Below are 14,112 nucleotides of genomic sequence, written 5' to 3' on the forward strand. Positions count from 1 at the left end.
TGTTATTCCTCCCCAATTCGAAGCAGCTCTTTGATTTTCCGGAACGTCCGGACGAACTGTTCGATCTCTGCCTCATCTATTTTCCCGTCGAGTAGTGACTCGACATAATGGTAGACGGCCGTATCTGCCTGTTCGACGACGTGGTGTCCCGCCGCTGTCAGTTCGATCAACCGTTCGCGTTGGTCTTGCCCGCGTCGACTGACGACGAGCTGTTTCTCAACGAGTTTTTTTAAGCGGTTTGAAACGGCGCTCTTATGCACACCTTGTTTCATCGCCAACTGACCCGCTTGAATCGGGCCGAACTGTTCGAGCAGTTTTAATAGTTGGAGCTGTTCACGCGAATACTCGCGCCAGACGTCGCCTTCCATCGCCTCAATGACATGTTCCGCTCCGTGGAACATGACTTCTTCAAATAGTTGGACGGCCTCCCGCATCAATTCTTTCATTTTGGTTTACCCCCTAAACTAGTTAGAGATAGTTTATGCCCTAAACTAGATGCCGTCAAATAAAAAGACCGACGAAGTAGGCGCTTCATCGGTCCATTTCGTAAACGTATGTGTAAAAAGATAAGAATCGTCCTTCCCATTCAATCTGATGTATTTCATCTTCACGAGAAAAGCCAGAACGCATCAAGACGTGTTGGGACGCCTTGTTATCTGTCGTCGTCTTGGCAATCAATCGTGTGAATCGAGGAAGGTTAAGCGTAAGTAATTGCTGAAGAGCTGCGGTGGCATATCCACGACCTACATAGTCCCCACCGATTCGATAGCCGATTTCCCCGGTCTCGAAATTGACATGATGGATGTTGAGACGCCCCACGATGGCCTCACCATGACAAATCAAATAATAATATCCATCCCCGTTCACTTGTTCGGCCAACAAACGTTCTAACGCCTGACGAAATGCTTCAGGTTCATAGTACGCGTCTCCACGGCTCGGGACGTAACGCTCGAAATAGGGACGGTTCTCACATTCAAACGTGTACAATGCGGTTTCGTCCTGTATGCGCAACGGTTTCAGACTCACCCGATTCACGTAATCAACGCCTCCTTTCTCAAAATCGTATGCCTGACTATTCGGCGTCGTGATCAAAAAACCTTCCGCAGAAGGTTTAGGACCGCATCGCTGCCGCAACGCGGAGACCCGAGACGTACGCACTTTCGAACCGGGTCCGCCCTGAAGCATCGTCCGGCTCGAGGAAGACGTCACCCGCCAAGTAAATCGGGGCGTCGTTCAATTTATAGTACGGCTCGTGCCAAACGTCTGTCGCCTGGGCGTAGCGCCACCGCTTCAACTGTCTCGACTGAATCGCTACGTCTCCGGTCACGGTTGTTAGCAACCGCTCGATTTCTTGAAGCGTGTCTTCAGCAGGACGCTCATACCAAGCTTCACTCCACGCCTCATCCATGTAGACGCTGACGAGTTCTGTCGCCGAGATGCCTTTTTGCCGGTTGTTGATGATTTTCAACAGACCAGGTGCCAAGTCCGTGTCGATAATCCCGTCCGCACCGATTTGGGTGTCGCCCGCGAACTCGAACAACCCGACGAACGTCGGGGCGTAAGTCAGCTCACGCAACGACTCAGCCACCTGACTCGATAAGTCAGCGAGCAGCTCGAACGTCTGTGGGAGCGGTGACGTGATGAGGAGACGGTCATAGTGGCGCGTCGCCACGTCTGTCGTGACGACGACCGTCCCGTTCTCCATACTGACCGTCTCGACTTGTTCGTTCAATTGGACGGTCAAGCCGTCTGCCAACTGTTTGGCGAGCGCGTTCATGCCGTCACGGGCGACGTACCGCGGATACGGGTCGGCGTACCAGACGCTTACCCAGTCCCGCTCGACCCAATCGGCGACCGCCTGTTTAAGCGCTTCCCCGCGTACGGTGAAATAGACGGCCCCGTGATCGGCTTTCCCGGCCCCGATCCGTCGGGTCGCCAAGCGTCCACCGACGCTCTGGCTCTTCTCAATCAGTTCAACCGTATGTCCTTGCCGGACGAGTTCCCGTGCTGCGACAATCCCACTAAGTCCTGCCCCAATGATTCCAATATTCATGTGCATTCCCCCTCTTTCAGGAAGATTGTATCACGAGTCAGCGTGTCAAATCAGACTCGATGCGCTTCACGCCGAGCGGTTCCATTGCTCGTCATACGCCCGACGTGCGTCTTCATACATGATCGCGAATCGACTGATGATGAACGGGCGGATGAGTGACGTCGCGACAAGGAAAATCCATGAGCCGAGAACGACCAAATCGAGCCGTATGTAAAAAATCCAACCGACTAAATACATCGGGATAAACGGCAAAATCAGTTTGAACGCATCCCATTTTTGCCCGCGCATCAAATCCCTTGATTTCGTAATTGCCTCTGTAATGGACAGGTCCGGCTCGTCGCGCAAGATGAAATACGTGAACGCATACGAGAAGTACTTCACGATGCCAGGTACGACCAATAATAGTGTCCATAAGACTTGGAACAACATGATGAGAAGCGTCGCAAGCAGATGCTTCCCGTAGCGGTGACGAAACGGAGCGAAGACGTCACTCAATCGAACTGTCTGGCCTCGTACCGTCTCTAATATGAGCCAGTTGTATCCGACGATAACTGGGTAGAGGACTATGTAAAATAAGATACCACCAAGGCTAAGGACGGTCAGCGCAACAGATTCTATCGCCAAGCCGTAATAGGTCGGGTCTACCATCAATCCTATCTCTAATAGAACCGAGCACGCGAACGACCAGATGAGCAACATCCCCGTCTTCCCTTTTAACGCAGTATGCGCTCGCTCATTCCATGTGTGAACCATATTATTTCCTCTTTTCATTCGTGTTTCCTGTCTTATACGCAACGCGACATGAAATGTTTCAAACTCCATAGAAAAACAGGGCATCGCCCTGTTTTTAGTCTTCTCGTCACTCTTTCGGTTCTAATTCATTTTCAGTCACCCATTTATGATTCGTCACTTCTTCTCCGTCTTGCAACATGAAGTTGACCATATACACGGTCGTTTGTTCACTGGAGTCGATCGTCGCGGTCGCGCCGTCCATGCCTTCCATATGGTCGGACTGAAGCGTCACCTCGGTCCCATCAGCAAGCGGAGCTGATTCGGATGTATCGAGTTCTTCATGAATCACCCATTTATGATTCTCGACCGGTTCCCCGCCATCTGTCGGTGTATACGTGACCGCGTAAGCTGTAGTCTCATAAGCACCGACGATCTTCGCTTCCGCGCCTTCCATCTCAAGCATATGGTCCGCAGTCAACACGGCCATCGAGTCAATCGGATACGTCGGGTCTGCCGCTTCTTCTAACTCGGCAGGCACCTCACCCGATCCCGAATGGTCCATCGCGCCATGCTCTTCTTCTTGCTCTGCGATTTGTTCTTCTGTCACGTCAATAGCTTGGTCTTCTTCTGTCGTATCACCGCAGGCGGCGAGTGACGTCGCGAGCAACATGGCACCAAGTGTCGTCGCCCATTTCTTTTGTTTCATCGAATCGCTCCCCTCATTTGTGCCGTCTCATATTTACTGTACCCTGATTGCGCTCGGACAAGACATTTGTAGCGGATTCGTTATCTAACTGAAAAAACCGTCCTCGAACGAATCGAGGCACGGTCTTCGAATTAATGGTGCTTAATCCTTCTTAAAAAACAGAGCATCGGTAGTAGCAACAGTGCTGACGCCCCGAGCCCCCCTTGAATCGACGTATATAGGGCGACGAGGCCGATGAGTGGACCGCCGGCGACTTGGCCGAACGCATCGACTTGACCGAACATCGACAAAATCGTCGCCCGACCCTTGGATGGGAGCCGCTCGTTCGTCATGACGCTCATGAGCGGATAATGCACGTTCCGAAGCGCGGCAATCGTCCAATACAACAAGACGGCCACAAAGAATTGTCCGACCCATGCGAACGCAAGCATCGTGAGGATGAGCAAAACGTTGAACCAAAACAATGTCGTCGCGTAGCGTCCTTTGATGTACGTCTCGACACCTTTGAGGACGAGCATGTTCAGTAAAAACGCAACGGCATAAAACAGGCCGAACCAATAGATGGCCGCTTGTTCTGACAACCGAAACGTATCGATCAAATGAGCGCCCCACAACCGGTCGAACCCTTCGCTCGCGAGTCCCCAGACGAGCGTGATGGCGGCCAACCCAACGAGGATCGTATTGCCGCGGATATGGGCGTAGCCTTCTGCTACCGTCTGCTTCGCCTGAAGCAGATTTGAGGTGCCAGCTCGGGTGATCGGCTCAAACTTCGTTTCCGGGATTACTTTCCAGATGAGGAGCGCGAGTCCTATTAACAAACCTCCAGCGACGACAATCGTCGTTTGCACGGACGTCATTTCTGCGAATAGCACCGCTATCCCAATCCCGATAAAGCGACCGAGTGAACTGTACTGAGCGCCTCGTAAAAACACCTGTTCTAACTCCTGGTTCCCCATTTCATCGGCAATCCACGCCTGCTCAGCCCCGCTGATGAACGTCCAGCCGATTCCCCACAGTGAAGAGGCGACCGCGATGGCCCAAAATTCTGGGATGCCGCCTTCTAACAAGTGGGCTAGTCCGATCAAACCGGTGCCGATGACAATCGACCGTTTGCGGCCGTACAAATCCGCGACGAGTCCCGTCGGCAGTTCGAACAGGAAAATCGATACTTCTAAAATCGTGCCGATCAAGACGAGCTGCAGCGCGTTCAGCTCGGCGGTCGTCACGTAATAGATGGCGTTCAGCGTGAATACCATCTGGATGACAAGTGAGCGCGAACTCGTGACCATGTAATACAGTTGTTGAATCTTCAATTGGGTAGTCCTCCGATATGATTGTTCCAATACGGTAAATCATCGGAGGAGGTGGGCCAACTTATGAACGCACTTCCTCCGGCAGGATGAATGTTTTAAATGTTTGGATTCGCATGGCGTTCTCTCCTTAGTCGTTTATAAACTCAGTATATCAAGCCGGTTGACGCAACGTAAATCACAAAAAAAAGCCAAGATCTCGAAAGATCTTGGCCTACTCTTTATTCTACAGTTACTGACTTCGCCAAGTTACGTGGCTTGTCGACATCACAGTCACGCGCGAGTGCAGCGTAATATGAGATGAGTTGAAGCGGGAGTACCGTCACGAGTGGTGTGAGCAACGGCTCGACACGCGGCAAGACGAATGAATCACTCTCGTGTTCCATGCCTTCCATCGAGATCGTGCAGGCAACTGCGCCACGAGCGACAACTTCCTTGATGTTTCCACGAATGTTGAGGTGCGTGTTCGGTTGCGAGACGAGCGTGATGACCGGTGTGCCGTCTTCGATCAACGCGATCGGTCCGTGCTTGAGCTCACCGCCTGGGTAGCCTTCCGCTTGGATATACGAGATCTCTTTCAGCTTGAGCGCGCCTTCGAGACCAACGTATGAATCCATCCCACGACCGAGGAAGAACGCGTTACGTGATTCTTTCAAGAACTTGTCAGCCAACTGCTCAAAGATTTCTTTTTGAGCCATGACCGAGTCCATGATCGTCGCGATGCGAGCGAGTTCCGTCATAAGGTCGAACGGAAGCTTCTTCCCGTTCGCACGAGCGATGTCGTAAGCGAGGATCGCCAGCACGGCGATTTGCGCCGTGTACGCTTTCGTCGATGCGACCGCAATCTCAGGGCCAGCATGGAGGAGCATCGTCTCGTTCGCTTCACGCGACAGCGTTGAACCGGCAACGTTCGTGAGTGTGAGCGCTTTGTAGCCGCGCTTCTTCACTTCGACGAGGACGGCACGGCTGTCGGCCGTCTCACCTGATTGTGAGATGAAGAGGAACAATGGTTTCTCCGTGAGGAGCGGCATGTTGTAACCGAACTCTGACGCGACGTGCACTTCAGTCGGCACACCAGCGACGCGCTCGATCAATTGCTTGCCGACGAGACCAGCGTGGTAACTCGTTCCACAAGCGACGATGTAGATGCGGTCTGCTTCTGAGACGAGCGAACGAACGCCTTCCGTGAGCTCGATGTCGCCATTGTCGTTCTGGTAGTGTTGGATGATGTTACGGATGACGGCCGGTTGCTCGTCCATCTCCTTCAACATGTAGTGCGCGTACGTGCCTTTCTCGATGTCTGACGCATCGATCTCGGCCGTGTACGGCGCGCGCTCGAGCACGTCGCCGTCGAGTGTCTTGATCGTCGCCGACTCACGTGTCAAGATGACGATCTCGCCGTCGTGGAGCTCGAGGTAACGGTCCGTCACTTGGAGCATCGCCATCGCGTCCGACGCGACGACGTTGAACGTACCATCACCAAGTCCGACGAGGAGCGGCGACTTGTTCTTACCGATATAGAGGCGCTCTTTGTCCTCTGAGTCGATCATCGCGATCGCGTACGAGCCGTGGAGCTCAGACAACGTCTTGCGGAAGGCCAATTCGACGTCACCAAGTGCGACGAAGTTCTTCTCCATCAATTGAACGATGACTTCCGTGTCCGTCTCTGAGAGGAACGGTGCGTCGAGCGTCGCCTTGATCTGCTCGTCGTTCTCGATGACACCGTTGTGGACGAGCGTGAAGCGGCCCGTCGTGCTCTGGTGCGGGTGGGCGTTCGGTACGCTCGGTACCCCGTGTGTTGCCCAACGTGTGTGGCCGATTCCGATCAATCCGTCTACTTCTGCTGGGACGACTTCGCGTAGCGCCTTGATGCGACCGACTTCCTTATGAACGTTGACAGAATCATGCATCAACGCAAGACCTGCCGAGTCATAGCCACGATACTCGAGTTTTTCCAGACCTTTGAGAAGGATTTCCTTCGCTCCGATATTCCCAATCATTCCTACAATTCCACACATACAAAAATCTCCTCTATATTCGATTTCTCGAAAAAGGAAACGGGCTTTTTCAAAGAGCTGTCAATGCGCTCCCCTTTGGCCGTCCGGTCACCCGAACGTTTTGAGGGATTGCTTTTAGTCGTGACAGGCGACTAGGAGGCATCCGCCGAAATCTCGATAACCTCCAACCTCGTCAACTCATAAAGAGTTCTGGCGCTTTCTCGTACTTTGTGCCCCTCCGTTTCTAAGGTCACGCTCTTAATAGTACAAATCACACCCCCATCCGTCAAGAAAATCAAATGATTTCACAGTGACAAAACGGAAACAAAAAGGGAACCCAAAATTGGATTCCCTTGTGTTATTCCCTGTTTCGACAAAATTATCCTTCAACACCGTAATCTTCACGGACGACTTGAGCGATTTGTTCGACGTAACGGTCGCAGTCTTCCTTCGTCGGCGCTTCAGCCATCACTCGAACGAGTGGCTCTGTACCTGATGCCCGGACGAGAATACGCCCGTTTCCGTTCATTTCAGCTTCCGCTTCTTGAATCGTTGTGAGCACGCGCTCCCCTGTCATCGCATCCTGTTTATTCGTGACGCGAATGTTGACGAGCGTTTGTGGATAGACCGGCATTTCAGCTGCTAGTTCAGACAGCTTGCGTCCTGTCGTCTTCACGATTTGTGCGAGTTGGACACCCGAGAGCATCCCGTCGCCCGTCGTCGAGTAATCGAGGAAGATGAGATGACCCGACTGCTCGCCACCGAGCGTGTAGTTATGCTTCTTCATCTCTTCGACGACGTAACGGTCACCAACAGCTGTTTGAAGAGCCGTCATACCTGCGTCTTCGACTGCTTTGTGGAAGCCAAGGTTACTCATGACTGTCGCGACAATCGTATTGTCTTTCAAACGACCTTTTTCGCTCAAGTATTTTCCGCAAATGTACATGATTTTATCGCCGTCGACGATGTCGCCGTTCTCATCGATTGCGATCAAGCGGTCTCCGTCTCCGTCAAACGCAAGGCCCATGTCCGCTCCCTTTTCGCGAACGAATTGTGCCAAGTGTTCCGGATGTGTCGAGCCGACGCCTTCATTAATATTCAACCCGTTCGGTGAACTACCGATTGTCGAGACGTTCGCTTCAAGGTCAGCGAACAAGCGAGCCGCAAGGCCGCTCGTCGCGCCATGGGCACAGTCGAGGGCGATATGGAGACCATCGAGGTCCTCATCGACCGTCTGTTTCAAGAGTTGAAGGTATTTTTGTGCCCCTTCATAGTAGTCCGAGACGAATCCGAGATCTTTCCCTGTCGGACGCGGGAGTGTATCTTCCGCCGCGTCGAGAATCGTTTCGATCTCTGCTTCAGTCGCATCATCGAGCTTGAAACCGTCGCTACCGAAGAATTTGATGCCGTTGTCGGCAACCGGGTTATGTGAAGCTGAGATCATGACACCTGCTGTCGCGTCAAGCGACTTCGTCAAGTAAGCCACACCTGGTGTCGAGATGACACCGAGACGCATCACTTCCGCTCCGATTGACAAAAGACCTGCGATCAGTGCGCCTTCGAGCATATGACCTGAAATGCGTGTGTCACGCCCGATCAATACTTTCGGCTGTTCACCGGCTGGCAAGTGCTTCGATAACACGTAACCACCAATGCGTCCTAAACGATAAGCTAGTTCTGCTGTCAATTCTGAGTTCGCGACACCGCGGACCCCATCTGTTCCAAAATATTTACCCATATATTCGTTTCCTCACTTTTGTATGATTGAACGTCTCATTGAAGCGAAGACGTTTCGGTTTGGTCTTCGACGCTCGTTAACTCGACGTCGATTGTTTTCGGCGAGACGACCGTCGCGCCTTTCGGTACTTCATAGTCTACATCGACCCCATGCAAACCACTCGGCAGACCCGTCAAATCTAGTGTCACACTGATGCTGTTCGACGTCACGCTCTCAAGGAGTGACCGTTTACCTGACAATGTGACGCTGACGACTTCCGGTGCTTGAAGCGTATAGTTCGTCCGATCATAGCCTCTGACCGTGACAGGCACGGTTAAACGGATGCGTTCCGTCAATTCCCCGGTATCATCTCGCGTTTGATCATCCGCTCGGACGAGTAGCTGGACTTCCACTTGCTCGGCAGCGAGCGATGATGCGCCTTCCGGCAGGACAAGCTTCGCTGTCACTTTCCCCGTTTGATCGACGCCATCAAGGTCAATCGGCTCGGTCTCAACACGGTCTAGTGCATCGAGCACTTCGCGCGGTGCGAAAACACGGACTTCTGTTTCCTCTAGCAACGTGTCAACGAGCCTGAATTTATCGGCAACTTCGCCGGTCGTGACAGCTTCAATCGGGAACACGGCACTTTGTTCATAGACAGGAACCGTGACGTTGATGATGTTCGGTTCGACCGTCACGTTAAGCGGGTTTCCGTTCGCATCTAAAATCGTCGGCGGCACCTCACGCGTGAACGTCTGGTTTTGATTCGCCACATCGACGTTCAACGTGATTTCTTTTACGTTTTGAATCCGGCTTTCGCCACCAGAAACTTTTACAGTCGCCGGCTCGATTTCCGCTTCTCCGACCACATACCCTTCCGGCAACTGGTCTTTATTTAACAAGTTGACCGATACAGGTACTTCAACTGTCTGTTTTCGATCGATGTAAATTTCAACAGTGTCACGCTCAAGTTTTACGTTTACATCCCCACCGAAACCCCGTGCTTCCACCGGGACACGATGGAACCCAGTACCGAGGTTCGTTAAATCGACGAACACTTGATAATCTTTCACCAATTTTGTCATCGTCAAACTACTCGATGGACCTTGCAGCTCAACGTTCATCTCTTCAGGAACGTTGTACGCGACGTATTGTACTTCATCGAAGAATACTTCGACAGGAACGTCAAGCGACATCGAGCTTTGCCCAACAATCGGCAATGCATTTGTTGAATTGGTCGACGAGCTCGTCTCGGCGACCATAAAATAAAGAAGGATGGCTAAAGCAAGTGCGATGATGCGGAGAAACCATTTATGTTGTAACCACTGATCAATCACTTACTTGTCCCCCCCTTTTTTATTAAAGAACGAGAGTGTCGTCTCTTTTTCTTCAATAACAAGTTCTTGGATCAACTTGTTGCGAAGTGCCTCCTCGTCTAGCTCGCGGTATAAACGTCCAGCAATCGCCAGAGATACCGCACCCGTCTCTTCTGAAACGGTGAGCGTCACGCTATCGGTCACTTCACTGACCCCGATCGCGGCCCGGTGTCTCGTCCCGAGCGCCTTATCGATGTGCGGGCTTTCCGAGAGCGGTAAATAACAAGCCGCCGCTGCAATTTTCCCGTCTTGGATAATCATCGCCCCATCGTGAAGCGGTGTATTCGGAATAAATAAATTGATGATCAGTTGTGACGTGATGTGCGAGTCCATCCGGATACCGGTTTCAACGTATTCGTTCAACCCGGTATCTCGTTCAATCGCGATCAACGCCCCGATTCGACGTTTCGACATGTACTGTGCCGAACTGACAATCGCTTCGATCATTTGTCGTTGCTTGTCCTCATCGCTCGTGCTCGTACGACCGAACAAATTGCTCGTTCGCCCTAAGTGCTCGAGCCCGCGTCGAAGTTCTGGTTGGAAGATGATGATGATCCCAAGCAAACCATACGTGATCACTTGGTTCAGCAAGAACTGTAACGTCTTCAAACCAAAGAATCCGCTGAGGAACCAGCTGACGAGGATGATTGAAATCCCTTTTATCAGTTGGACCGCTTTTGTCCCACGGACGATCATCATCAGTTTATAGATGACGTACGTGACGACGACAATATCTAAAACATCATTCAAATAATCGTACCAATGTACGTTCTCTGAAAGACTAAAAAATGATAAGATTGAAACCTTTTCAAGTAGCGGCAAATGCTCCCCTCCTCAACTACCTAGCCAATTCGTGCAATTTTCATTATATCATATTTCCCAAACAACGCATCGTTAGATGACAAAACGAAACCAGATTGAAACGAATGAAAAAGACGCCCTGAGGCGCCTCGATTAAAGTATTTGCTTGATGGAGTACCAAACCCACTCAAAAATCCGGTCGATTTGTTCGAGCTCTCCGGTCACTTCACCCGCACTGGCCAAATAGGCTCGGCCGTGCACGGCTGTCGCATTGCCGTTGACGGTACCTTCGATCCGCAGGTCCCCGCCTTGGACCGTAATATCACGCTCGACGATGACGTCTTTCGGTACGACGACCTCGTTCTCTGTGACAACGATTCCAGGTACTTTCGTGTACGTCATGGTTTCGGTAGAGCCGTTCCATAAACCGAGTGTCGCGCTCGACATTAAACTAAAGAATAGTAAGGCCGCGACGAGTCCCGGATGCTTCCGCAACCAAGTCATCTGTTTCGAATGCGGTTTTCTCCGTGGCCGTGGACGGTCTTCAAGACGCACGATCGGTGTCGCCGGCGGAGACGTTTTCGCTTCAGGAATGGCCGCCATCACGCGCGCCGTAAAATCGTCTGATAGCTTAGGACGTGGAAGTGCTTTAAGTTCGGCATCTATTCGTTCGTACTGAAGGTACGCCTCGTATAAGGCTTCGTCCTCTAGTAATTGACGTAATTCGTCAGATTCTTCGGGCAGGATGCCATCTTCCAAGTATTGTTGCAGTTTCTCTTCAGGAGTCAATTGAACCCCTCCCTGTTTTGAAAGATTGTTTTTAACATTTCTCTTCCCCGGAAGATCCTTGTTTTAACCGTTGCGACCGGCATATCGATCATGACGCTAATTTCTTTGAGCGACAAATCGTCCACGTACTTGAGCAGTAACGGGATACGATATTTGTCCGGCAGTTGCTGGATTGCCTCATGCATTTCGCCTCGAATCTCGCGGTGAACGACTTGGGCGTCGGGTTGGGGGGCATCATCGGCCAAATGGTCTTGATAGGTGAGACCATCCGTGCCAGCGATTTCGGCATCCATCGAATACTCCGGCTTTCGCTTTCGGAGACGATCGATGGCGACGTTCGTGGCGATTCGATACAACCATGTCTTGAACTTATACTGCGGATCATACGTATCAATCCGGGTATATGCACGAATGAACGTCTCTTGGGCAGCATCCTCGGCTTCGCCACGATCGTATAAAATCTTAAAGGCGACGGCAAAGACACCATCCTTGTACAGTTCTACCAGCTCAGCAAACGAATCGTGATTCCCCGACCTTAATTCGTCTACTAAACGGGTGGTCAGCCGTTCCATCAATCCACTTCCCCTCTCCGCAACCTATGCGGTCAATACAGTATACGTTCAGTTGTCTGATCAGGTTTCACATCACACAAAAAAAGTTTCCAAACCCATTGTAGCAAACGGATTTGGAAACTGTAAGGCGATTAGACTGTTTTGCTTTCCAGTAACAGGTTTTCTTTGGATTTCAAAATCGTTTCGCATAAACTGAAGGCGAGTTGAACGGTTGTATCCTCTTGGTCAAGTGCAGGGTTCAATTCGACGAGCTCGATCGCAATCAACTCGTCGGCTTTCATCGCTTCCGCCAAAATTGCTTTCCCTTCCTCTGCCGTCAACCCGCCATCGACCGGGGTTCCTGTTCCAGGGACGAGTTGAGCGTCCAAACTGTCCATGTCAAAGCTGAGATAGAAGCGATCGACACGATTACGTAAATACTCGATCGTTTCAGCCATGATTGTCTCGACGCCACGCGTCCGAACTTCTTCGACCGTCACGACCTTGATCCCAAGCCGCTTAATCTCTCGCATCTCTCCCTCATCAATATCACGTAAAGCGATGTAAACTAGATGTTCTGGCGCAAGCTTTGGTTCACGCCCTCCGACTTCCGTCAATCGGATGTCACCTAGTCCCATCGCAGCGGCAAGCGGCATCCCGTGAATATTGCCTGACGGTGATGTTTCCCCCGTATTCAAATCAGCATGGGCATCGACCCAAATCACGCCGTACGGTCCGGTTTTGGCGAGCCCAGCTAGTGTACCGATTGCCATGCTGTGATCGCCCCCAACGATCAACGGGAATCGATTCGCTCGGACATCGGCAGCAACGACGTCTGCCAGCTCATTGACCGTATACAAGACGCCGTCTACACGCTTTAAATGTTCTTCATTCACTTGAATTTCTGACTCTGGCAAGACGCGAATCGTTTGTTGTAGCGTCCCTTTTGGCAGTAATGCCTCAATTCCGAGTGTTCGCAATTTAGTTGGACCTTGATCGACTCCGTGTTTCCCCTGTCCGTAACGGAGTGGTACTTCAATATATGACCATTGCATAGCCATTCCCCCTTGAGCAATTGATACCTACATTGTAAACGCTACCAAATGTGTGGTTCAACTTCACACACCGGTGAATAAACATACAAAAAGGCAGCCTGAATGGTGGCAGGCTGCCTTTCTCTGTACTCTTAAGTGAATGGTTTCATGGATTTACGCAAAAAAAAACTTAAGTCGTAAGTAACTTAAGAAAAAAACAAATGGTGGAGCCTAGCGGGATTGAACCGCTGACCTCCTGCGTGCAAGGCAGGCGCTCTCCCAGCTGAGCTAAGGCCCCGTTACAGGGAATAAATATGGAGCGGAAGACGGGATTCGAACCCGCGACCCCGACCTTGGCAAGGTCGTATTCTACCACTGAACTACTTCCGCGAAAAAAATGGTGAGCCATGCAGGGCTCGAACCTGCGACCCTCTGATTAAAAGTCAGATGCTCTACCAACTGAGCTAATGGCTCAAACCTGGTGGGGGGGGGCGGATTCGAACCGCCGAACCCGAGGGAGCGGATTTACAGTCCGCCGCGTTTAGCCACTTCGCTACCCCCCCAAGGAGTGCCGGCGAAAGGATTTGAACCCTCGACCCTCTGATTACAAGTCAGATGCTCTACCAACTGAGCTACACCGGCATATATGGTTTGATTGGTTAATTAAAATGGTGGAGGATGACGGGATCGAACCGCCGACCCCCTGCTTGTAAGGCAGGTGCTCTCCCAGCTGAGCTAATCCTCCAAAATGGTGACCCGTACGGGAATCGAACCCGTGTTACCGCCGTGAAAGGGCGGTGTCTTAACCGCTTGACCAACGGGCCTTATTGGCTCCGCAAGTAGGATTTGAACCTACGACCTACCGGTTAACAGCCGGTTGCTCTACCACTGAGCTATTGCGGAACGATCTTGCCTGGCAACGTCCTATCCTCACAGGGGGAGACCCCCAACTACTTTCGGCGCTGAAGCGCTTAACTTCCGTGTTCGGCATGGGAACGGGTGTGGCCGCTTCGCTATCGCCACCAGACAAGGGAATTGTTCCCTGA

Annotated in this window: 13 protein-coding genes, 8 tRNA genes and 1 rRNA gene; all 22 read right to left on the reverse strand. The window is 51.7% G+C overall.

From position 1 onward, the window contains the following. Positions 1-2: 2 nt before the first annotated feature. Positions 3-446: a MarR family winged helix-turn-helix transcriptional regulator gene (locus EVJ30_RS06465; RefSeq protein ID WP_070329310.1), complete on the reverse strand. Its 444-nt coding sequence runs from the start codon at positions 444-446 to the stop codon at positions 3-5. 85 nt (positions 447-531) lie between these two features. Beyond that, positions 532-1,035: a GNAT family N-acetyltransferase gene (locus EVJ30_RS06470; RefSeq protein WP_161568786.1), complete on the reverse strand. Its 504-nt coding sequence runs from the start codon at positions 1,033-1,035 to the stop codon at positions 532-534. Positions 1,036-1,111: 76 nt separating this feature from the next. Further along, on the reverse strand, positions 1,112-2,053 hold the full coding sequence (locus EVJ30_RS06475; RefSeq protein WP_236634142.1) for an NAD(P)/FAD-dependent oxidoreductase: 942 nt from the start codon (positions 2,051-2,053) through the stop codon (positions 1,112-1,114). A gap of 66 nt (positions 2,054-2,119) precedes the next feature. Beyond that, the gene (locus tag EVJ30_RS06480) at positions 2,120-2,806 is read right to left on the reverse strand and encodes a DUF975 family protein (protein ID WP_131457622.1); all 687 of its coding nucleotides are present in this window, start codon (positions 2,804-2,806) and stop codon (positions 2,120-2,122) included. Positions 2,807-2,912: 106 nt separating this feature from the next. Then, entirely contained in the window at positions 2,913-3,491 is a 579-nt protein-coding gene (locus EVJ30_RS06485; RefSeq protein ID WP_131457623.1) for a YdhK family protein, read from the reverse strand. 131 nt (positions 3,492-3,622) lie between these two features. Next, the gene (locus tag EVJ30_RS06490) at positions 3,623-4,804 is read right to left on the reverse strand and encodes an MFS transporter (protein ID WP_131468448.1); all 1,182 of its coding nucleotides are present in this window, start codon (positions 4,802-4,804) and stop codon (positions 3,623-3,625) included. A 218-nt stretch (positions 4,805-5,022) separates the two neighbouring features. Next, positions 5,023-6,819, reverse strand: coding sequence for a glutamine--fructose-6-phosphate transaminase (isomerizing) (gene glmS / locus EVJ30_RS06495; RefSeq protein WP_131468450.1), 1,797 nt, complete (start codon positions 6,817-6,819; stop codon positions 5,023-5,025). A 358-nt stretch (positions 6,820-7,177) separates the two neighbouring features. Then, positions 7,178-8,536 carry a phosphoglucosamine mutase gene (glmM, locus tag EVJ30_RS06500; protein ID WP_131457626.1) on the reverse strand — a complete coding sequence of 453 codons (1,359 nt, stop codon included), beginning with the start codon at positions 8,534-8,536 and terminating at the stop codon, positions 7,178-7,180. Positions 8,537-8,571: 35 nt separating this feature from the next. Continuing rightward, positions 8,572-9,852 (reverse strand): CdaR family protein, encoded by a 1,281-nt coding sequence (locus EVJ30_RS06505; protein ID WP_070329316.1) that lies wholly within the window; start codon positions 9,850-9,852, stop codon positions 8,572-8,574. Then, complete coding sequence (cdaA, locus tag EVJ30_RS06510; protein WP_016508862.1) at positions 9,853-10,713, reverse strand: diadenylate cyclase CdaA; 861 nt, start codon at positions 10,711-10,713, stop codon at positions 9,853-9,855. A 132-nt stretch (positions 10,714-10,845) separates the two neighbouring features. Further along, the gene (locus tag EVJ30_RS06515; RefSeq protein WP_131457627.1) at positions 10,846-11,481 is read right to left on the reverse strand and encodes a polymer-forming cytoskeletal protein; all 636 of its coding nucleotides are present in this window, start codon (positions 11,479-11,481) and stop codon (positions 10,846-10,848) included. Continuing rightward, positions 11,478-12,053 (reverse strand): RNA polymerase sigma factor SigW, encoded by a 576-nt coding sequence (sigW, locus tag EVJ30_RS06520; RefSeq protein ID WP_070329318.1) that lies wholly within the window; start codon positions 12,051-12,053, stop codon positions 11,478-11,480. The genes EVJ30_RS06515 and sigW overlap by 4 nt, the downstream gene beginning before the upstream one ends. Before the next feature lie 131 nt (positions 12,054-12,184). After that, on the reverse strand, positions 12,185-13,087 hold the full coding sequence (rocF, locus tag EVJ30_RS06525) for an arginase (protein ID WP_131457628.1): 903 nt from the start codon (positions 13,085-13,087) through the stop codon (positions 12,185-12,187). A 201-nt stretch (positions 13,088-13,288) separates the two neighbouring features. Beyond that, a tRNA-Ala gene (locus EVJ30_RS06530) sits at positions 13,289-13,364 on the reverse strand. Positions 13,365-13,381: 17 nt separating this feature from the next. Continuing rightward, a tRNA-Gly gene (locus tag EVJ30_RS06535) sits at positions 13,382-13,456 on the reverse strand. Between the two features lie 8 nt (positions 13,457-13,464). Then, positions 13,465-13,540 (reverse strand) — tRNA-Lys (locus EVJ30_RS06540). A gap of 5 nt (positions 13,541-13,545) precedes the next feature. Continuing rightward, positions 13,546-13,629, reverse strand: a tRNA-Tyr gene (locus EVJ30_RS06545). 6 nt (positions 13,630-13,635) lie between these two features. Next, a tRNA-Thr gene (locus EVJ30_RS06550) sits at positions 13,636-13,708 on the reverse strand. 27 nt (positions 13,709-13,735) lie between these two features. Beyond that, a tRNA-Val gene (locus EVJ30_RS06555) sits at positions 13,736-13,811 on the reverse strand. A 4-nt stretch (positions 13,812-13,815) separates the two neighbouring features. After that, positions 13,816-13,890, reverse strand: a tRNA-Glu gene (locus tag EVJ30_RS06560). Positions 13,891-13,894: 4 nt separating this feature from the next. After that, positions 13,895-13,969, reverse strand: a tRNA-Asn gene (locus EVJ30_RS06565). A gap of 8 nt (positions 13,970-13,977) precedes the next feature. Beyond that, positions 13,978-14,093 (reverse strand): 5S ribosomal RNA (gene rrf / locus EVJ30_RS06570). Positions 14,094-14,112: the final 19 nt, after the last annotated feature.

The organism is Exiguobacterium sp. SH5S13, assembly GCF_004337085.1.
Lineage (GTDB): Bacteria > Bacillota > Bacilli > Exiguobacteriales > Exiguobacteriaceae > Exiguobacterium > Exiguobacterium aurantiacum_A.